Raw genomic sequence first — 22,184 nt, forward strand, 5'->3', positions numbered from 1 at the left:
TATTGCGCTCCCTTTTGAAAGAAAGATTGGGCCTATAACTCAGTTGGTTAGAGTAACTGACTCATAATCAGTAAGTCCCAGGTTCGAGCCCTGGTGGGCCCACCAAAATAAAAAAACCACTTCAGAAATTCTGAAGTGGTTTCTTTTAAAGATTGAAAAGATCTATTTCTTGATAATTCTTCTAAGAATCTGAGTAGTAGAACCATCAATCGACAGGATATAAATACCATTTTGTACCTCTCTCATATCAATTTGTAGGTTATTTGATCCTTCTTCCAATACGCGTTCTTGCATCACAACGCTTCTCCCATTCAGGTCTATGAGGCTGAGTGTTACTACCTCCTCTGCTACACCTGGAACCTGTACGGTAAGTAGCTCTATTACCGGATTTGGGTAGATCAACAATTCTTGGTCAATACCTAATTCATTGATTTCGTTTGCCTCGTGTAAAGCTGTAATTGTTTTTCCTGATCCTCCCGTTCGAGCACCAGCAGAGTTGATGCCGGTAACATTGATTTCATCCAGGTGGATATCATCTCCGTTTCCTGAAGCATCACATCTAAACCGTACTTTCATATCCGAAGCAAAGTTGACATTCGAAGGATCTACCGTAACCGTTGCGGCATAGAAGATATTGTTGCTAAAGTCCGTTCCTCTTGCAAATGCGGCTACAGTAACATACGATGATCCATCAAATAGCTGTACCCAGAAATCTTCTCCGTTTTCCATGGAGATAGCCAAAAAGTTAAAGTCGATTCTAACCTGATCATACGAAGTGACATCTACACTATTCGTGTAAGTAATCACAGAAGTGTTAGTGTTATCCTGAATACCTGCTGAGTAGCTTCCGGCAAATGCTCTTGAAGCATCGTTTGATCGGTAAGCATCCTTACCTCCATCGGAGAAATTGCCCCAACCCGATTCAAACCCATCATATGATATCAACGTCTCGCCTGAAGAGGCAGCTTCACCCGTGATGGTCACTGAGGCAGAGGAACTGACCGCCTCATCATTATCGGTTGCATTTGCAGATACGTTGTACGTCCCTACTCCAATTGTCCAATTAATCTCATAAGGTGCGTTATTATCAACTCCAATGGATGTACCATCTATGAAAAACTCTACTGAAGAAACGGTACCGTCAGAATCGCTTGCGCTTGCGGTTATACTTACTGCATCTCCATCTGTATAGGATGATCCATTCGTTGGAGAAGTTATGGAAACAGAAGGCGCAACATTAGGTGTACTTTCTCCATATCTCAATCCAAGCCCATCAGAATTATCCATGGCGTGAGAAGTCCATTCAGCTACTGTATATACATCATTGGGAGTATCTATAGCATCGTTTCTTCGAAGCGTCACATCCTGTCCGTAGGTGGAAGCACTATTAAATGCTCCGAGTATATCTATTAAAGTGCCATCTTTAAAAAGACCGACGGCATCATTGCCATTGTAGGTAAGCTCTGAATTGCCTCCGCTAAAGTCTGCCTTTGAAAGGATATCCGCATTCGCGTAAGAATTAGCAAGTACGTAAACTTCTCCGTCGTTTAAAGCGCCACTAAGAGCTATTCCACCTGACCAGCCGCCTGAGCCATTGGTTTGCTTTTTGATCTCATACCCAGCCATATTCACAGCTGATCCAGAGGTGTTAGCTACTTCTAAGGCCTTGTTATAAGAACTTCCTTCGATGTACTCTGAAAAATATAAGACACCTGAAGAAGGAGCCTCTCCTGTTATGCTTATCGCTGTAGAGATTGTTTCTGCGCCATCGTCATCTGTAGCTGTGGCTGTCAAACTCATTGAACCTTCAATAGCCGTATATGAAGATTCATATGGCGCAGAAGCATCTGTTCCAATGGAAGTGCCATTCACAAAAAACTCCACTGAGGCAATAGTTCCATCGGTATCACTCGCATTTGCACTGATTGTGAAAGCATTTCCAGCTGTTACAGTGGAACCATTAGCTGGTGAAGTAATATCAATGGAAGGTGCTTGGTTTGGAGGGGTCACATCCATGGTATGCGTACCTAAATGAGAGAAGTCATCTGATACATATGAGGTCCATTCAGCAATCGTATATGAAGTATTTGGCGAAGTGATATTTGAATTTCTAACCAATGTTACATTCTGACCATACGTTGCTGAACTATTAAAATCACCAATCGCATCAATCAAAACGCCTGATTTATGTAACGATATTGCATCATTCCCATTAAAATTTAACTCTGTAGTACTTCCGACATGATCTGCTTGTGCTAAAATAGTTGCGGAGGCTGAGGAGTGAGCCAATACATAGACATCTCCATCCGCTAAGTTTCCTGATAAAACGATTCCTGATGACCAGCTCCCCGAACCATTGGTTTGTTTTTTAACTACATAAGCCGAAAGGTTCACATCAGCACCAGTGAAATTGGCTATTTCGATCGCTTTGTTATACGAAGATCCTTCTATGTATTCAGAAAAAAGCAAATCAGATGCTGATCCACCGCCAGTTCCTGCTGCATTTACTGTAATATTAAAATTCTGAGTGGCGATATCTGTTCCATCAGTCACTTCCAGCGATACAGCGTGGGACCCTACATCCGAAGTTGATGGCGTTCCAGTCAATGTACCTGCTCCATTTCCAGAATCTGTGTAAACCAACCAAGATGGCAAAACAGGAGCGGTGAGTGTTCGAGTACCACTTCCACCGGTTGAGGTTATACTATACGTATATGCTGCATTTTCTGTAGCTGTGGTAGTCGGAGTTGAAGTAAAACTCGGAGCTGAGGGTGTCCCCCCTCCATTTCCCCATATGGACGCAACATATTCAGGATGATCGATAAATGGATTTCGGTTTCCCTGATAACCATAAATGATGTCATTCCTGGTTTGCTCATACGCATCCACCGGATCTTGCTCATGCCAGGTAATCAATACCGAAAGTTTTGCATGAATGGGTGACTTGTCAGATGAACTCAATAACGTTTCAGTCAACTCAAGATCAGGCTCTCCTCCTTCTCCTTCATATCTTGTTGCCATGTAGAACATCATTCGGGCCACATCTCCTTTTACTTCAGCCCTTGGTTCCCATGTGAAAGCGCCAGATCCTCCAGTGTACGATTGCGTAGGACCTGAATATTGACCACTTCCATCGACATACTGCTCGGTTGCTTCATCAAAGTTCCGATTGCTCCGTGCAGAATTTGTTGACGCATCTTCGGCTCGTAAATGATGTACATCCGTTCCTGCACCAGGTGTGGTTCCAAAATCTCCTCTGGACTTAGCCCACACATGTTCTCTCGTCCACCCATTACCACCGTCATATTCGGCAGCTGCGTTCATAGAAAATGCCGAATAGAGTCCAATCACATTGTTCGGGTTATTTGGATCGACATCCGTTTCTTTTAAAATATCCCAGGTATCTGTGGAAGAAGATGAATACGGATATTCAGTGTGTCCTTTTATAATATTATTGAGTGCAGCTTTTAGTTCCGCACCGCTTTTTCCATCGGCTGTACTATAATAACCAGCCGGAATCTGTGCCATTGCCACACTTGCAGCAATAAGCATAAAAATGCCAAGAAATCTTCTCATAATAAGTTTGGTAAGGTTGAGGTTGTTACGGGTATTAATTTCGGCAAAAAAAAGAGCAATCCCAACTATATCAAAGAAAGACATGTGAACAGATTGTTACCATTTTTCAAGAAATTAGTTGTATAATGAAATAAAAGTTTAAATATCATTTCTAAAACAGTATATAATTTCGTTATGTAGAAATGATGTGAAGTTGACATCCACCGCGTAATTTTGAGTATATGAGCAACCACGTTTCGTTATCCCCACGGCTGGATTCCTCCGGCACCACCATTTTCACAGTCATGTCCAAACTGGCCTCCGAGCATAAGGCAATAAACCTGGGTCAGGGGTTTCCTGATTTTGAATGTGATGAGAAGTTGAAAGAATTGGTCGCCAAGCATCTGAAGGAAGGAAAAAATCAGTACGTCCCTTTAGCAGGACTGCCAAAACTCAATGAAACATTGAGTAAAAAGATGGAGCATCTATATGGGATGCCTATAAATCCTGATTCACAAATCTGTGTGACTGCCGGTGCAACCCAGGCACTCTATACAGCTATCATGGCTTTTGTAAAAGAAGGTGATGAAGTGATCATCTTTGAACCAGCATATGATTGCTATACGCCCCAAATCAAAATAGCAGGCGGAATCGTAAAGCCATATATAATGACCTATCCTGACTATGGGATTGACTGGAATAAGGTGAAAGAAATGGTGACGGATAAAACCCGCATGATCATTATCAATACCCCTCACAATCCTAGCGGAACAGTACTGAATGAATCAGATATGAAGTCACTAGAAAATATCATATCAGGAACAAACATCGTTGTACTTAGTGACGAGGTGTATGAGCATCTGATTTTTGATGGGGAGAACCATCAAAGTGTAATGCAGTATTCTGCTTTATTTGAACAATCATTGGCTGTTTTTTCTTTTGGAAAAACACTACATGCTACCGGCTGGAAGTTGGGATATATTGTTGGTCCCGAATACCTGATAAAAGAATTTAAAGTCATTCATCAATGGAATGTCTTTTGCACCAATTCGTTCGTTCAGTTTGCCATTGCTGAATATCTGGCAGAGCCTAAAAACTACGAATATCTGCCTTCCTTTTTTGAGGAGAAAAGAAATATAATGAATGAACTTCTAACGGGTGTACCATTGACCCCAAAAGTGGCCAAAGGAACCTATTTTCAAGCTTACGACTACTCAGAAGTCAGCGATATGGATGATCTAGAATTTGCTAAGTACCTCACTTCTAAAATCGGAGTAGCCGCCATCCCAATGTCCCCCTTTTATACGAATCCCCCAGGAGATAAAGTCATTCGGCTGTGTTTTGCTAAAAAAGAGGAAACTATAGAGGCAGCAGCAGAACGATTGATGAAATTGAGGGGTTAAGTATTTCAAAAATGACACAATTAAGTCTCCTCCGGGGAGCGGTCCGACGTTTCAGAGATAAAGGTGGGTTATTAAATAATAGTCATTTTTGAATACCAGGATGATAAAAAATCAGTTTCCGACCCACCCCAACCCCTCCCAGGAGGGGATCATACCGTGAGTGAGGTTATTTTGAATATAATGACAGAAAACACCGAAAGCACTTATTTCTTTGACTATGAGTCACCTGAAATTCAAGAACTGATTGCACAATTTAAAAATCCCGCTTTGAGTGATCAGGAAAAAGCAGCGGGTCTTTACCTCAAAATACGAGACGGGTGGCGATACAATCCTTACGATATCCATTTCAGAAAAGAAGCCTTAAAAGCCAGTAACATCGTCCAAAAAAAGCACGGGCACTGTATTGATAAATCAATCTTATACATTGCTGGTTTAAGAGGACTGGGCATTCCTGCCAAGCTTCACCTGGCGAAAGTGAAAAACCACATCGCGGTAGAACGGCTTACGGAGAAGTTTGGCACCAATGAGCTAACTCCTCATGGTATGGTGGATGTTTTTATTGATGGGAAATGGGTGAAGGCCACTCCAGCATTTAACGCCGAACTTTGCAGACTTACGGGTGTGGAACCCCTGGAATTTGATGGAACAGCAGATTCCATCTTTCAGGAATACAATCAAGATGGAAAAGAGTTTATGGAGTACCTGGAGGATTATGGGTCTTTTGATGATGTCCCATTTGAATTTATTCAACAGAACATGGAAGAAAATTATCCAAAACTTAAAAGCCTGCTTAATGAGGCAGGTGAACTAAAGTTGTAAAATGCGCTAACGTTTTAGCTAAATCTATTTAAAGCTCTCTTTAAGAAATCACTGCTGATTGGCTTTGAAACAAACTCCCGAACAATCGAAAAATTCTTAGCTCGCACCTTATCTTCAGGATCAATTGATGAGCTGAGGATATATATATCCATTTCAGTTTTTACTGCAGAATTGGCATAGTTTTCCAAAAACCGCCATCCACTACAAACAGGCATATTTAAATCCAGCAACAAAATATTCGGTATTACCGCTGGCGATGAACGTAGGTAATTGAGGATCTCTTCACCATTAAAAAATGACAAGAATTTGCATCCATCATTAATCATTTTCACATTGCTTTCCACAAGCCAGTGGAACACCTCTTCATCATCAACCAATCCAATAACCTTACTATTCATATTGATTCTTAAACACTATTTTAAACGTAGTACCTTCATTTACTTTACTATCCACTTCAATCTCATCCCCCATGGTTCTAATTTGATTCTTTACCAGGAAAAGCCCCACTCCTTTGCTATCCATGTTAAGATGAAATGTCTTTCCGAAGGAAAAAATATCTTCTTTATGTTTAGACAAATCTATACCTAATCCATTATCTGTAAAATATAAAATGACAGTATTTTTTATTTTTTTAGTTCTAATGATCACCTCGGGCTTTTCTGTTTTCGAACAAAATTTTATTGAATTGCTAAGCAAATTCAGTAGAATATTCTCAAGAAAAATCGGTGGGTACTTAATCACCGGAGCTTGCATAAAGTCAGCATCTACAACGATATTTTTTTCCGAAAGACTAATCTTCATTAGCTCAATAACAGAACTTAAGCAATCTTCAAATCGAAGTTTCTCAGACCTTATTCTATCCCCTTGTTGCACTTTCAGTACCTTATTGAGATCATCAATTGTTTCCAGCGCCTTTTTACAAACATCTTTTATATAGGAAACTGCTTGATCCTGATCCTTTTCATTACTATTGAAATACAAATCACTTAAACCTGCTATGCTACTAAGTGGCGACCTTAAATTATGTGAAACAATCTGAGCAAACTCAAGTAATCGTTCGTTCCTTCTTTCAACCTCTTTCGTTGAAGCAGTCAATTGCTGATTTTTCTCTTTCAGAACTTCCTCCATTCTTTTCCGCGCTGAAAAATCCATGTACGTGCAGATGACATGCAGCAAATCTTTGTTGTGATCATAAATAGGCTCAGCGTCGACCATCAACCACACCCGATCTTTTGTAATAGGTCTAAAAACGCCCATCACCACTTGTTTAATGGCCTTTTTCTCTTTAATGCACATTGGGATAGGAAAATCTTCGGGTTTCATTCTGTCCCCATCACTATCTATCACATTCCATTCATTATCCATAGCGGCTGTCCCTACAAACTGAGATTCAGTCATTCCCAAAAGGGTAAAGGCAGTCTTATTGTGCATTACAGGCACCATGTTTACATCATAAAGTGCCACTCCTACATTTAGATTATTCATTAATGACCGAAATCGATTTTCGCTTTGAGTCAACGCCATCCGTGACAGCATCAATTCGGTCACATCACTCATCATGCCTAGCATTCGTTTTGCCTTCCCATCATCTGAGAGAAATGTTCCTTTGTCATAAATATTTCGATACTCGCCATCTTTTCGCCTGAAGCGATAATAGACTTCAAAGGTTTTCAACTGAGATTGTGCTTCCTCGAGTGCTTTAAAAGTTGATTCCCGATCATCAGGATGAATAAGGTCTCCCCATCGGTTGATATCTCCCATTTCCTCATTAGAGAAGGATAAAATGTGCTTTACGTTTCCACTCCATATTATGCTACCAGATTCAATATCATAATCATAGACTATTACCCCTGCTGCATCAGCCACCAACTTATGCCTCCGCTCCCAATCTTCTCGCTCTATCTCCAAACGCTTACGCTCTGTAATATCCTGGATAGTGCCAATCAACAAAGACATCCCATCTTCTTGATAGTACTTACCTATGCCTTCCAACCAATGATAGGTACCATCTGTCCACAGAACACGATGTTCAAGTGTGATGTATTCATCAAGATTTAAATGCTCAAGAGATTTTGCAACCCTTTCTTTATCATCATCATGAATCAATTTGAAGTAGCCGTCGAATGTCCCGTCGTAAGACTTAGAGAATTCAAAAAAATGAAAAGACTGATCCACCGACCAATGAATGATACGTGTAGTTAGGTTCAACTCACATAACGTGATTTTAGCGTTGGATAGCGTAGTTCGTATCCTACGATCGAGTACATGATTCCCAATGAAAGAATCAGTTGGACTTTCCATTTATGTAGCTGGTTAAAGTGAAATCCTAAATAAATTATAAAAGTTAACGATTTGTCTGAAATATAAAAAGCTTTATATCGGTTAACGGTAAATAATAGTATCGATCCAATGCGCTTCTATCCGATGATCCTGAGGATATTCTTTCACTAGTGACTGCAGATGAACTAAAATTGCAGCAAATAGTTACTTTAGAATGGCTGAAACAAAACATTGGACCGGATCAGACAAATATCTATGTGACCCTGAGCTTGCTCAGGCTTTTCATATGGCCCGTACGCTAGGGATGCCACTACTCATAGAGGGTGAGCCAGGCACTGGCAAAACTGAGCTCCCTATTCATTATGCCAAAGACCGTGGATTACCTCTGGAGGTCTATCCGGTTGGATCAAAAAGCAATGTAGAGCAATTCGTGGCTCGATTTGATCATGTGAAATATCTAAGAGACTCACAGATTGAAATTCTGAATGCACAGCGTGAAGAAAAAGGTTTAGCTGCCAGATCCACAAGTGACAGAAACCCTGAAAACCTCAAAGACTATGTAGTAAAAGGCCCTGCGGCAATTGCTTATAGTAAACCAAACTCTGTTTTACTTATCGATGAAATAGACAAAGCACCAAGAGAGTTTCCAAATGATCTGCTTTATGCACTGAGCCACCGCAAATTTATTATGCCTGAATCTGGCGAGGTGATTGAAGCTTCCGAAGAAGACATGCCAGCCATTGTTATTACCTCAAACAGGGAACAGGAGTTACCTACTGCATTTAAAGGAAGGTGCATCTATCATTACATTCATTTCCCTGAAAAAGATGTGATGGAGAAGATTGTAGAGAAACATCATCCGGGGCTGAATGAAAAAGTAGTGAAGGTAGCATTAGATGTATTTTATCACCTGAGAAGACTGGGGCTGGAACGCTCACCTACCACAAGAGAAATTTTAAATTGGCTTAAGTACATGAGTGATATTGCGCCAAAAACAGCGATTGAAAAAATTGAAGGACTGGAAGGCATAGGTGCGCTGATTAAAACCCAGACCGATATGGAGCGGGTGAATCGTATGATTGGCGCTGATAACAATTTAGGAAGTCCTTCGTGGAATTAAAAAGGCCTTATTCCTCCCTCGAGGGAGGTTAGGTGGGTGATAGTCACCTCTGTAATCCCCTCAAGGGGATGTTTTAAAAAAGAAACATAATTAGAATGCTAAGCTCTCTACCATCATCGTTTCGAAAACATGGCCTTCAGGCTGATGTGAGAACCTTGCTCATTTTGAGGAAGGCGATGCAGAAGGGGCTTGTCAAAACACTGGGAGATCTTCACAACGCATTAAAAGGAATTGTGGTGAAAGAGCCTGCAGATATTGGCCCGTTCACTAAAGCTTATTACGAATACTTTCTTCATGTTCCTATCGCACCGGGCCAAACACTGGAAGACGCAATCCTACGCTCAGAGACCTTTCAAAAATGGAAGACCCAATACATTGACGAGGCAGATAAAGAAGTTGACCTATCAGAAGAAGAGTTGGTAAATACATTTTTAGATCAGGTGCATCTTACCTCCTACGATATCAAAGAGGTGATTGATGGAAAGGAGATTTGGGATAAGGATAATCCTGACCTTGAAGATGAAGATCCGCAGGAAATAGACGGGCAACCAGCCGAACGTGTGCTGGATAAAATGGCTGACTATTCTGATTTGACATTGGAAGAGCTATTGGAGCGAATGGAAAAGGTGAAAGACCAGCAGCGCACCAACCACAGCGGTGGTAGTCACTGGATAGGAACAGGGGGAATTTCTCCTTATGGACATGGTGGTGCTGCGAAAAATGGCATCCGAGTTGGTGGCCAAGGTGGTGGTCGTATGGCCAGAAAGGTGATTGGTGACAAAAATTACTTCCCAATCGATCGAGATGCGATACTCAATGATAACAATGTGGATGCAGCTCTGGCCTCTATTAAGGGAGTTATTGAAGAGAGTGCCATTGAAAAGCTGGATGTACCACATACGATTAAGTCGGGACTGAAACGTGGTGGGCTCTTCATACCAGAACTGACCAGTGAAAAAAATGAAGAGCTAAAAATCATCGTTTTGATAGACAATGGAGGGTATTCGATGGCTCCCTATGTGCGGACTGTTCAGCAGCTATTCCGCAAAATGAAAACCCGTTTTGCACATGATCTGGAAGTGTACTATTTCCACAACACCATCTATGACCGGGTGTGGATAGATGAGCGGCGGTCCACCTACATCACTGTTGAGAAGCTACTGATGCACAGCAAAGACTACCGGGTGTTTTTCATCGGTGATTCTGCAATGGCTCCATATGAGCTAAGTGCACTAAGCATTCGTAATATTCAGGCCATAGTGAAGAAGTTTAAGAAATCCGTTTGGTTAAATCCCGAACCACTGAAGTACTGGCCGGGCACCTACACCATTCAGGCCATGAAGCAGATTGTGCCTATGTTTCCACTTACTCCTCATGGCATTGAGCGGGCGGTAAGAGAGATGAATTCAAAGAGTACGGAGGGGTAATATTGGGGTACTTTTAGAAAAAAGTACTTACTCAACCTTTAGCAAGACTCTTTTATACCTGCTTCCTTCAGACTCAATATTAATAATTAAAGAATCTCCTGAAATACTGTATTGCCTTTCTCGATCAGTATTTACATAGTTAGGATTTAAGGCACCCTCAACCTCGTGAATAACAACACTCCTTTCTTTATCTACCGAATAAGTACCAAAATATGTAATTGAACCCCTTGCTATTTGTGCTACTATGGAGTCACTTGGCCGTTCAGTCAATCGAGGATGAGGTGGATTCTTCATAATTTGAATAGACATATGACCACCTGGCGTGTAGATAAAGTAACCTAATGGGGGGTTGCCGTAAGGTTGTGAAACCTTACCTTCTTCGTCGTAATTTGAAAGTTCAACTAGTTTCCATACTCCAGCTATATCCAGAACATCTTGTTGCTTTTCAGGCTGACACGCTGCGAAAATCATGAATGATAATACAAGAATTACTCCTTTTTTCATAGGGTTATCTTTTCACTAAAAATACTCTATTTTTTTTGGCACTTTAGAAATAAGGAATTTCATAAAGTTTAGAGCTTTAGCCTAAACCCAAACACCGGCAAACCACTTTGTTCAAAATCAAGGTCTTCTGACCGAATAAACCCCATCTTCTCATACATACCCCACGCCACCTGCATGGATTCAGTGGTATGTATCACTACTTGCTTCCTGCCTTCAGATTTAGCTTGGTCGATGCATGCTATCGTAAGCTTCTTCCCCACTCCTAACCCCCTGGCTTTTGGGTCAACGGCAAGTAATCGAAAGCCCGCAGCATTTTTCTCCAAAGTAGCAGTACCTCCAGAGCTATAATCTTTCATATCACCTATATAGACCACAGCACCTAACAATTGGTCACCTTGCTTTGCTACCAATAATTCCACACTCTCCTTCCTGGTAAATTCACCGATGTTGGCCAACATATTGTAGTAATCAGGCTGTTCCTCAGGTGAAGGAAATCCCGAAAGGTTGGAGTAAACCTTAACCATAAGCTTACCTATCATAGGGTGATCCTTTTCTAATGCTGGTGATATTTTTATTTCGCTACTCATCTGTTCTTTTTGGAAAGCAGGTATGCCAATCCTAAGGTAGTGAAGAACGAAAAACTGCTGTATACAATGGCGACCATTGCGATAGCTTGATTATTCAAGATGTTGGATGCAATAAATATGGCTAGTGCACTGTTTTGCAAACCCATTTCAATGCTAATTGTATACCTACCGTCCTGATTTATTTTAAATTCACCTGCAACCCAATAACCAATCAATATAGTAGTGATATTTAGCAGCAGCAAGGGTATTAGCACATGTATGAGCTTATCCCAGATCAATCCTTCACCTGCCTGCGCATTTAGTCCTACAACAAGGAATACAATCAATAAGATGGCCGGAAGTATATACTTGAGGTACGGTCTAATTCTGTCAGCTAACGATTTAAAATAATGCCTGATAAAAAGTCCTGTGATGACTGGGACAATGACAGTTGACCCAATGTTTTTGAATGTATCAAAGAATGATAATGCCACCTCCTGATGTTGGCCTGTGAATAACTCAAGGCTTAATGTTGTAAAAAATGGAATCGTGAAAAGAATCAGGAAGCTATTGAATGATGTTAACGATATAGAAAGAGCGGTTCTCCCTTGCAACATATGTGTCACAAGATTAGATGCCGTCCCTCCCGGACAAGCCGCAATGAGCACAATACCCACTTTATAGGAAGGGTCCAGCTTCCAAACAGAAGCTATCAATAAACCAATAGCTGGAAGCATTATCATTTGAAGTGAAAGGCCGGTAAGTATAGCCTTAGGTCTAATAAATACCCTTCTAAAACTATCGAGGGTAAGATTTAACCCAATGCCAAACATGATAATGGCAATGGCAGCCGGTACAAGTACGTCTGATAAGTTGGTCATTGAATACCGAAATTAAAAAATAAACCCCCGAACATACTATGTTCGGGGGCATCCTCTTCACACTTTGATCAGCCATCAATTCCGATTGAGAAGAAATTGTATTTCCAGATTCCCAAACCATTCGGGCTTTTCGCCAGAAGGATAGGTTTCATCATACATCGTCAGGCTGAACTTAGAATTATCAGTACCTATGCGATAGTGCTGGATTCCACCTTCAAATCCCGGCACTTTAGCGATATCAGCAGTGGTTACAAAATCCTGACCTATAATTTCATAGCTCCCACTATTGAAAACAATAGTTTTAAATGCGTACTTAATTTCATCATCCGTCATTTTACTAAGTGTGTCGGCACTTTCACGCTCCGTTCCATACGGATTATACATAATCGAATATTTACTTTCATCCACGATCAATCTACCCGGATATGTACAGGTGACTCGATACGTGGTATCCGAGTAGATATAATTAATGCCTGTGATAGACCAAGTACCCTGCATTGGATTACTATCCCTGTCATTGCTTCCAGTAGCCGTTGTGCAAGCTGTAGCTATTGAAAGAACTACGATCATCCTTTTCATCAGCCAATAATAAGCCTGTTTCGGTCATAAACTACCTGATTTTAGTAAGTATAGGTTTAGGATAATTATCCTTAACTTCTTTTTGCTCTCCGATAAGCAGACGGTGTGGTACCTGTTTCCTTGGTAAATGCTTTGTAGAAGGTGACTTTGTTGTTAAAACCGCTATCCATTGCAATGGCCTCTATTTTAAAATGATCGTGTTTTGGATCTACCAAGAGTGACTTTGCATGCTCAATTCTGAACTTATTGATGTAGTCGTTGAAGTTTTGTCCTATTTGAACAGATAATGTTTGCGATATTTTATGCGAGGCTTCTCCTATTAAATCAGCCAATTCATTAACGCACATATCTCTTTTAAGAAACAATTTTTTACTTTCAAATTCTCTTTTGATGGCATTCGAAATCCTCTTCATTTCACTTGGAGACAGTGAGGATCTGAGGTATTTTTTGATGTTCTGTAAGAAATCAGGATCTCTGTAAAGCAAAATCCCAATCACCAAAGACACTCCGCTGGAAAGCAAATAGTACCAAATAAAATCTCTATAAGAATTGGCAAACTCCGTAAGCAATGACACCACTGCTGCTGAGATGAAATATATCGTGCTAATGGACACCACATAAAGTCTTTCAGATGTACGAACCTCACTCCAATGCATGCGAATCAAATACACCACATACAAGCCATAAGCAATAATGTGTCCTGATCTCAGATAATTATAATAAAGAAACCTGTCTAGAAAATTTTCTCTCAAATGTCTCGCTCTTTCGAATCCATCCGCAATGGTGAAAAAATCAGAAAGGGTAAAAATCACAATTAGAAAAGGAATTAGATGGTACCAGAAATTAATGCGTCTATCGAAGATCACCGAAGTAATATGAACGAGAAATATTGGCCCGTATAGAAATCCAATAGGCGTAAAATAATAACCTAAAAAAAATGGGATTTGTTGCGCAATGGTACTCGTTGAGTAAAGAAAATTGAGATACTCCAGACTAAACAGAAGTACAAAAATTGAAATGGAGCGGTGTTTTCTGTCGTCGCATTTAAAAAAAATACCCCCTGCTATAAAAAAACCAATAAGAGAAAGTGAAAATAAAGCTATACGAAGGAAGGTCATTGATATTCATTAGGTAGATTAACTACCTAACAAACCAAGTTACCGAGTCACTTATCCTCCAAGCAGATAGAGTGTCATAATACAAATGATGAAGTAGGTCGTTAAAGTAGCAGCACCTACATAATCCTGTGCAACACGCTGACCAAAAAAGAGCGCCAAAATTGAAATGGTTGAAAGCTGGGCTCCAATTAGACCTACTGCCGAACCTCCCTCAAAAACATAGAAATATATTCCAGCTGCACAAAAAATACCGGAGGCAACTTCCAGCACTGTGATTACAGGAATCATCAAACCCGTTATGCTTTTTAGTGGGCTGTTTTCAAAGTGACCGGACAGCCACTCTTTATTTCCTTTATAATTAAAAACCTTATCCAGTCCCGACTGTAAAAAAAGAATGGAAAGAAAGGCCAGACATAGTACAGGTGCAGATAAAAGAAGATGTTTCATTGGGCTGATTTTTTCAGCCCAATTTAATGATTCTTAATGACCCAAGAAGACTAGAAGTATCTTGGTGTAACAATCTTGGATTTAGCAAATACAAATCGATAATTGATCATGAATTCATGCGAACCTGAATTTGCCTGACCCAAATCTGAGGTGGTGTAATCATAAGCATAACCGAATCTCAACTGAGGATTAATCTGTAGATCAAATAGAAAATCAATTGAATCAAATGATCGGTAAGACAACCCAAACCAAACGCGATCATTAATGATCAAATTTGCATTTACGTCCATTTCTATCGGTGCGCCGGAAACTGATTTAATAAGGCCACTAGGCTTCAGTTTAAGGACTGGAGACAAATCAAATATATACCCTGCGGTTGCAAAAAAGTGTCTAATCTCTTTGGAACTAAAATCTGAATTATCATTTGAGCCCACTTCATTATTGACAATTACAGGTAAAGAGGCACCCGCATAAAATCGATCAGTGCTATAAAACAATCCCGCTCCAAAATTTGGTGACATCTCATTTTGGTTGGCTTGTAGGTTAGGATCGTTCACAACCAAGTCACTATAATTAACACTACTCGACCTCAACCCACCTTGAAGTCCAAATGAAAGCGTCCCTTTGCCCGTCTGCATCATATATGCATAAGAAAGATAAAGCGTATTTTGCTCTGTAACTCCCAGTTTATCATGTGCAATAAATGCACCCAATCCGATGTTCCTGCCCGGTATTGGGGAATGGATAGAGAACGTCTGTGTTGTAGGGGCTCCATCAATTCCAACCCACTGCACTCTTGCCAGAGCTGTTGCACTGATTGACTCATGACTGCCTGCATATGCTGGATTAATAGCTAGTCCATTAAACATATATTGAGTGAACATAGCTTGCTGCTGAGCTATCACTATTTGGCCAACGCATGCAAATAAAATTAGAAGGAAAAATTGTCTCACTTTTAAATTTCTTAATTGCTGCAAATCAAGCAACCATCCAGCAAACTATTTTTTGTATTCGATAATAGGTAGCTATCCTACGTTGAATGGCCGTTTTATTAGGTTGACAATTTTAAACCAAAAAGGCAGTCTTCATATTCATGAAAACTGCCCCTTTTTTACTAGTGATTAAGCCTATTCGTATCTAGCGATTTACCACTACAAATCCTGATATTGGCTTACTACCATCTCCCAAATTAATCAAATAGTAGTAGGTGCCATCCGGAACAATTTTCTCACCATATGTCAACCCTTTGGTTACTTCACTTGACCACACTCTCGATTGATTATCATACCCATCAATCTCAAAGACTTTATTCCCCCATCTATTGTAAATCTGTACGTTATTGTTGGGGTACAACTCTATGTCTTTGATATAGAAGAAGTCATTGATTCCGTCACCATCAGGAGTAAACCCTTTTCGAGGTGTTACTTTATCACAGAGGTCTGTATCCAGGTAGTTCGGAGTTCCATCTTCATCGCAATCATCGTTATTTAGGTCGCCATCGCCATTAGTGTCTTCATCTGTATCTAACAGCCCGTCACCATCAGTATCACAGCTATCTGTATCCTGGAAGTTAGGTATTCCATCACCATCACAATCATCATTGTACGGGTCTCCATCACCATCAGTGTCTTCATCTCCATCATCCAGTCCATCACCATCAGTATCGCAAGGATCGGTATCCTGAAAATTTGGAGTGCCATCACCATCACAATCATCATTGTAAGGATCACCATCTCCGTCGGTATCTTCATCTCCATCCAGTAATCCATCACCGTCGGTATCACAGTAGTCTGTATCCAGGTAATTAGGTATTCCGTCTCCATCACAATCATCGTTTGTTGGATCGCCATCACCATCCAAATCTTCATCTTCAGTCAAGATACCATCACCATCGTCATCCTCATCTAGATAATCAGGATCACCATCGCCATCTGTGTCGTCATCAGTAGGATCACCATCGCCATCAAGATCTTCATCCACATCAAGGATTCCATCACCATCAGTATCACAGCTATCTGTATCCTGGAAGTTTGGTGTGCCGTCACCATCACAGTCATCGTTATATGGATCACCATCACCATCCGAGTCTTCATCGCCATCATCTAATCCATCACCATCTGTATCACATGGGTCAGAATCAAGGAAATTTGGAGTCCCGTCACCATCGCAATCATCATTATAAAAATCGCCATCGCCATCCAGGTCTTCATCATTATCGAAAATACCGTCTCCATCCGAATCGCAGTAATCTGAATCAAGATAGTTTGGAGTACCATCATTATCGCAATCATCGTTTGTTGGATCGCCATCGCCATCAAGATCCTCGTCCTCTGTTAGAATGCCATCGCCATCATCATCTTCGTCAAGATAGTCCGGATTACCATCGCCATCACTGTCATCGTTTGTTGGATCGCCATCGCCATTAATATCTTCATCAAAATCTACAACCCCATCACCATCAGCATCACAACTATCTGTATCCTGAAAGTTAGGTGTGCCGTCACCATCACAGTCATCGTTATATGGATCACCATCACCGTCCGAGTCTTCATCGCCATCATCTAATCCATCGCCATCTGTATCACATGGGTCAGCATCAAGGAAATTTGGAGTCCCGTCACCATCGCAATCATCATTATAAAAATCGCCATCGCCATCCAGGTCTTCATCATTATCGAAAATACCGTCACCATCCGTATCGCAGTAATCTGAATCAAGATAGTTTGGAGTACCATCATTATCGCAATCATCGTTTGTTGGATCGCCATCGCCATCAAGATCCTCGTCCTCTGTTAGAATGCCATCATCATCATCGTCTTCATCTAAATAATCAGGGGTGCCATCACCATCACTATCATCATTGGTTGGGTCTCCATCTCCATTAATATCTTCATCAATTGTAGCCACGCCATCTCCATCATCGTCTCCGTCCAGGTAATCAGGGGTGCCATCACCGTCGCTATCATCATTGGTTGGGTCTCCGTCTCCATCAATATCCTCATCAAAATCCAAAATGCCGTCACCATCAGAGTCACCCGCCAGGATAGTTAGCTCATCAGATGTTGTATCAGATGTGCTGTTTCCAGCCGCATCTGTAGCAGTTACTTGTACTTCATTGGCACCACCAATATTTGGATTAAATGTCCCTGAAGCAGGTGTCACTGTTTCGGTATTCACACTCCAGTTTCCATTGGCATCAGCGGTAACTATATAGGTAGCACCTCCAACTATGACAGTAACCGTGCTACCTGGTTCGGCAGTACCTCTGATGATTGGAGTAGTATCATTGGTGATTTGACTGAACACCACAGGAACAACCGGATCAGTCGTGTCGATAGTCAATTCATTGGAGGTATTATCAGTTGAAGAGCAACTACCCAAATCAGCAGTTACAACCACTTCATTGACTCCATTCACATTTGGACTAAATGTTCCGCTTGCAGGGGTTCCTGAAGTGTTAACTGACCAATTACCACTGCCATCAGTAGTCGTGTTAAAAGTTGCTCCTCCTACCACTACACTAATGTTACTACCTGCATCAGCTGTTCCCGTAAGGGTTGGTGATGTATCGTTAGTTATCAAATTGGTCACGGTTGGTACAGCAGGCAATGCATTGACCACCACTGTAAAGGAGCTGGCACTACTTGAACATCCTGAGCCCGAATTTTGAACGGTAATGCTAGCATTGTAGGTAGCCGCACTGGCCGCTGCAGGGATAGTTAATGAAATTGGGTTTGAACCTAGGGAAGCGTTCGAAATATCCACAAAACCTTGCGCTTCGGCAGTCGCATCAAAATCAATGCTGTACAGATCAGGTGATCCTGTCGTTCCTGAATAACTTAAGTCAGCAGAAGATTCTCCCCGACAAACTTCGGGATTGGTTCCAATGGTAATGGAAGGTCCGACAGGATCATTCAAGGTGACACTTGCAATAACATTGGAGTTGCAGCCACCCAAGGAAACACTCATATTGGAATAGGTTCCTGCTTGCAAGCCAGTAATAGTAAGATTACCCCCACCGTCTGATCCAATCGTCGTACTTACAGCAGATGTTCCGGTGTAGCTTACCGAATAGCTTGTTGAGGCCTGTAATCCGGTTAGCTGAATGGATCCCTCATTACCACCACAAGTAGTTGGATCAGTCTGTGTGTCTAAAGTAATGGTTGGAGATGAAGGATTAGTGAGTGTTGCTGCTATATTGTTTGACACACATCCACTATTTGTCACGTTAATCTCTGTATAGCTTCCTGCCGGAAGGTTTTCCATCAAATATTCTCCATCTGCGTTTGAGGTAACATTAAGTGCTGAGGCATCTACTCCATCAACTTTAAAATTTAGCTCATATGGGGTATTAGAGGCCAGACCAATAATTTCAATCGAACCATCCCCACTGGTACAAGATGCTGGATTAACTACAATACCAACTTTAATGTCCGGTGGATTTAGTACAATACTTGGTATGATATTCGATTGACACCCGTCGCTTTCACGAACTGCAAAAACATTTTCATAGCTACCGGAATTAAGACCATTAATCTCAATGGTTCCACCAGTAGAAGTCAATCCTGTAATTGTATTTGTGCTCCCATCCTTGTCAAAGGATATCGTATATGATTCACTATCATCAAATCCATTCAACTCAATTTTACCATCCACAGAAGCACATGAACTAGGATCTGTTCCAAATGAAGAACTGATTGATGGAGGAGATGGGTCTGTTATTGTGATCGGACCATCAATTTGATTTGAAACGCATCCACTGTTGGTCACACGGATGTCTGTGTAATTGCCATTCGATAAGCCGGGGATAGGTAGTAAACCAGATGACAATGAAGTGATGCTTGTGCTTACATCAGATCCATTGGCTTTATATTCCACTGTGTAGGTTGTACTGGTTTCCAATCCATCCAACAATATGACACCATCTGATCCTCCACATGTTGAGGCATTTGTCGTGCTGTTAATTGATATGGTTGGTACTGTAGGATCATTTAGCGTAATCGGACCTGCAATTGAATTTGAGGTGCAACCTGACTTTGATGTACTTATGTTAGTATAATCTCCAGCGTTAAGTCCATTTATACGGATGATGCCGCTACCATCAGAAGTTATCGAAGTAGAAACTGACGTACCATCTTTTTCATAATTAACTACATAATTGGTTGAGGCTGTCAGTACTGAAAGTTCAATGCTTCCATCCGTCCCAGAGCATGTTGTTGGGTTATTTACCGCTGCAAGAGCAATCACCTCAGCTGAGGGATCCGAAATGACAACATCCGGATCTTCTAATGAAGTACATCCTGAAACTGTAATTCCCAGATCAATGTAAGTCCCTTCGGTAGCCAGAATGGTGGCGGTTCCTCCATTCACACTGACATTACTGAATGATCCTGCGTTATGATCTATTGTATACAATCCGTTTGGAACATTTGTAAAGGAAAGAGAGATTGTTCCATTTCCTCCACATGTCACCGGATTTGTACTTCCGGTAACTGTAATAGTCGGAATTAATGGATCAGTTAGCATTACATCAATATTTTCAGTAGAAACACATCCTGAAATGTCGAGCGTGATATCATTGTACGTCCCTTCTGGCAGCCCTGAAATAAGCGCTGCTCCGCTATTAACAGATACATTCGAAAAAGTCTGTGATACTAATGCTCCATCCACATAATTCAGGCTGTAGGATCCGTTTGGTACATTCGTGAAACTCAAAGAAATGCTTCCATCTGATCCGCCACATGTGGTAGGTGAATTGCTTTCGATCAAAGCAATTGTTGGAATTGCCACTATATCTAATGAACCTGATGCAGATGAAGTATTACTACCACTATCAGACACCTCAGCAATAATAGCATAGGTAACACCTCCATTAAATGCACCTAAAGTTCCGCTTGTTGGAGTATCGGTACTAGTATCTACACTCCAATCGCCACTTGCATTTGGAACAACCGTGTAGGTAGCTCCATTAATTTCAAGAGTCATTGTCTCACTGGCATTTAATCCAGCCCCAGTACCTGTGGTGCCAGTTAGTATTGGATCAACTCCATCACATACAACTTGACTAGATACTGTTGGAGATGCAGGTGCTGAAGTGTCTATTACTAATTCGCCCACAGTAGTATCTGTGGAACTGTTTCCTACTGAATCAGTTACAGTCACTACGACCTGATAAGTAGACCCGTCGGTAAATGTCCCTAATGTTCCACTGCTTGGTGTATCAGTTTCTGTGTTAACACTCCAGTTTCCACTAGCATCAGGTACTACTGAATAAGTTGCCCCATTAACTGTAACTGTCATAGTTTCTCCGGATGGTAAGGCACCACCCGTCCCAGTAGTACCAGTAATGATCGGGGTAGTGTCATTTGTTATCTGAGAATTAACTGTGGGAACAACGGGAGCGGTTGTATCAATTACTATTTCATCGGTTGTTGTATCTGTGCTTGAATTTCCTACTCCATCCGTACTGGTTACAACTGCTTCATTAGGGCCGTTTGTGTTAGGATTAAATACACCAGAGGAAGGAGTGGCAGTCTCAGTGTCTATCGACCAATTTCCACTAGCATCAGCTGTTGTCACATACGTTGCTCCACCAATTTCAAGTGTTACCGTACTTCCAGCTTCAGCTGTTCCGGTAATAACGGGAGTCACATCATTTGTAGTCAGCGAATTTACTGTTGGAATAACAGGGGCCGTTGTGTCAATTATTAATTCACCTGAAGTAACATCAGATGCCGAGTTTCCAGCCGAATCGGTACTTGTTACCGATACCTCATTTGTTCCATTAACATCTGGGTTAAATGTTCCTGATGTTGGTGTTAGAACTTCAGTATTGACAGTCCAATTGCCGCTTCCATCCGCTGTTACAATGTAAGTAGCTCCTCCTACTACTACTGTGACTGTACTTCCTGCTTCAGCTGTTCCTGTTATTATTGGACTGGTGTCATTCGTAGTTTGACTTGTCACTGTAGGCGTAACAGGTGCTGTCGTGTCAATCACCAACTCATCAGTGGTCACATCGGATACTTCATTTCCGGCTTCATCTGTGATCGTTGCTGTAACCGGGTAAGTACCTTCGGTAAGCGCTGTGATGCCACTCAAGTCTAATGACCAGGTATCTCCACTGTTGGTCAGCTCTGCATCTGTTCCTAAAATATAGGTCGTGCCAGCTACTGTTACAGCAAACACATCTGCATCTGAAGAATCAAATGAACCTGTAAGCGTAGGGTTGCTATTGGTCGTCTGGCTCACTACCGTTGGGGTCGCTGGATCTGTCGTATCAATCACCAACTCATCAGTGGTCACATCGGATACTTCATTTCCGGCTTCATCCGTGATCGTTGCTGTAACCGGGTAAGTACCTTCGGTAAGCGCTGTGATGCCACTTAAGTCTAATGACCAGGTATCTCCACTGTTGGTCAGCTCTGCATCTGTTCCTAAAACATAGGTCGTGCCAGCTACCGTCACCGAAAACACATCTGCATC

15 protein-coding genes and 1 tRNA gene are annotated in these 22,184 nt (G+C 41.3%); 5 read left to right on the plus strand and 11 right to left on the minus strand.

Annotated features, from left to right (window positions below; translation table 11 throughout):
* The first annotated feature begins 28 nt into the window (after window positions 1–28).
* Window positions 29–105: transfer RNA gene (locus CHB71_RS07695), tRNA-Ile, on the plus strand.
* A 57-nt stretch (window positions 106–162) separates the two neighbouring features.
* Here the strand turns inward: CHB71_RS07695 and CHB71_RS18710 are convergent.
* Window positions 163–3,576: an endonuclease gene (locus tag CHB71_RS18710; protein ID WP_144017362.1), complete on the minus strand. Its 3,414-nt coding sequence runs from the start codon at window positions 3,574–3,576 to the stop codon at window positions 163–165.
* 221 nt (window positions 3,577–3,797) lie between these two features.
* On the opposite strand from CHB71_RS18710, the gene CHB71_RS07715 reads away from it, so the two are divergent.
* Complete coding sequence (locus CHB71_RS07715) at window positions 3,798–4,958, plus strand: methionine aminotransferase (RefSeq protein WP_089356309.1); 1,161 nt, start codon at window positions 3,798–3,800, stop codon at window positions 4,956–4,958.
* Between the two features lie 180 nt (window positions 4,959–5,138).
* Window positions 5,139–5,777, plus strand: a complete 639-nt coding sequence (locus CHB71_RS07720; RefSeq protein ID WP_089356310.1) for a transglutaminase-like domain-containing protein — start codon at window positions 5,139–5,141, stop codon at window positions 5,775–5,777.
* A gap of 14 nt (window positions 5,778–5,791) precedes the next feature.
* On the opposite strand, the gene CHB71_RS07725 is transcribed toward CHB71_RS07720, so the two are convergent.
* On the minus strand, window positions 5,792–6,175 hold the full coding sequence (locus CHB71_RS07725) for a response regulator (RefSeq protein WP_089356311.1): 384 nt from the start codon (window positions 6,173–6,175) through the stop codon (window positions 5,792–5,794).
* Entirely contained in the window at window positions 6,168–8,078 is a 1,911-nt protein-coding gene (locus CHB71_RS07730; protein ID WP_089356312.1) for a PAS domain-containing sensor histidine kinase, read from the minus strand. The genes CHB71_RS07725 and CHB71_RS07730 overlap by 8 nt, the downstream gene beginning before the upstream one ends.
* Window positions 8,079–8,271: 193 nt before the next feature.
* Between CHB71_RS07730 and CHB71_RS07735 the strand changes: the two genes are divergently transcribed.
* Together CHB71_RS07735 and CHB71_RS07740 are read left to right on the plus strand one after the other, a co-directional pair.
* Window positions 8,272–9,177 (plus strand): AAA family ATPase, encoded by a 906-nt coding sequence (locus CHB71_RS07735; RefSeq protein ID WP_089356313.1) that lies wholly within the window; start codon window positions 8,272–8,274, stop codon window positions 9,175–9,177.
* Between the two features lie 95 nt (window positions 9,178–9,272).
* Entirely contained in the window at window positions 9,273–10,604 is a 1,332-nt protein-coding gene (locus CHB71_RS07740) for a hypothetical protein (protein ID WP_089356314.1), read from the plus strand.
* A 27-nt stretch (window positions 10,605–10,631) separates the two neighbouring features.
* Here the strand turns inward: CHB71_RS07740 and CHB71_RS07745 are convergent, their stop codons facing one another.
* From CHB71_RS07745 to CHB71_RS07780, 8 genes are all read right to left on the minus strand, one after another.
* Entirely contained in the window at window positions 10,632–11,108 is a 477-nt protein-coding gene (locus CHB71_RS07745) for a lipocalin-like domain-containing protein (RefSeq protein ID WP_089356315.1), read from the minus strand.
* 68 nt (window positions 11,109–11,176) lie between these two features.
* Complete coding sequence (locus CHB71_RS07750) at window positions 11,177–11,695, minus strand: GNAT family N-acetyltransferase (protein WP_089356316.1); 519 nt, start codon at window positions 11,693–11,695, stop codon at window positions 11,177–11,179.
* Window positions 11,692–12,555 (minus strand): bile acid:sodium symporter family protein, encoded by an 864-nt coding sequence (locus CHB71_RS07755; protein WP_089356317.1) that lies wholly within the window; start codon window positions 12,553–12,555, stop codon window positions 11,692–11,694. The genes CHB71_RS07750 and CHB71_RS07755 overlap by 4 nt, the downstream gene beginning before the upstream one ends.
* 75 nt (window positions 12,556–12,630) lie before the next feature.
* A complete protein-coding gene (locus CHB71_RS07760; protein WP_089356318.1) occupies window positions 12,631–13,134 on the minus strand; it encodes a lipocalin-like domain-containing protein in 504 nt (167 codons plus the stop codon).
* A gap of 71 nt (window positions 13,135–13,205) precedes the next feature.
* Window positions 13,206–13,946, minus strand: a complete 741-nt coding sequence (locus tag CHB71_RS07765) for a helix-turn-helix domain-containing protein (protein ID WP_179213340.1) — start codon at window positions 13,944–13,946, stop codon at window positions 13,206–13,208.
* A 357-nt stretch (window positions 13,947–14,303) separates the two neighbouring features.
* Window positions 14,304–14,699, minus strand: coding sequence for a DoxX family membrane protein (locus CHB71_RS07770; RefSeq protein WP_089356320.1), 396 nt, complete (start codon window positions 14,697–14,699; stop codon window positions 14,304–14,306).
* Window positions 14,700–14,749: 50 nt separating this feature from the next.
* Complete coding sequence (locus tag CHB71_RS07775; RefSeq protein WP_179213341.1) at window positions 14,750–15,652, minus strand: PorP/SprF family type IX secretion system membrane protein; 903 nt, start codon at window positions 15,650–15,652, stop codon at window positions 14,750–14,752.
* 184 nt (window positions 15,653–15,836) lie between these two features.
* On the minus strand, window positions 15,837–22,166 hold the full coding sequence (locus CHB71_RS07780; RefSeq protein ID WP_221406684.1) for an Ig-like domain-containing protein: 6,330 nt from the start codon (window positions 22,164–22,166) through the stop codon (window positions 15,837–15,839).
* Window positions 22,167–22,184 lie beyond the last annotated feature (18 nt).

Origin of the sequence: Ekhidna lutea, from assembly GCF_900188325.1 — a bacterium.
In the GTDB taxonomy this organism is placed as follows: domain Bacteria; phylum Bacteroidota; class Bacteroidia; order Cytophagales; family Cyclobacteriaceae; genus Ekhidna; species Ekhidna lutea.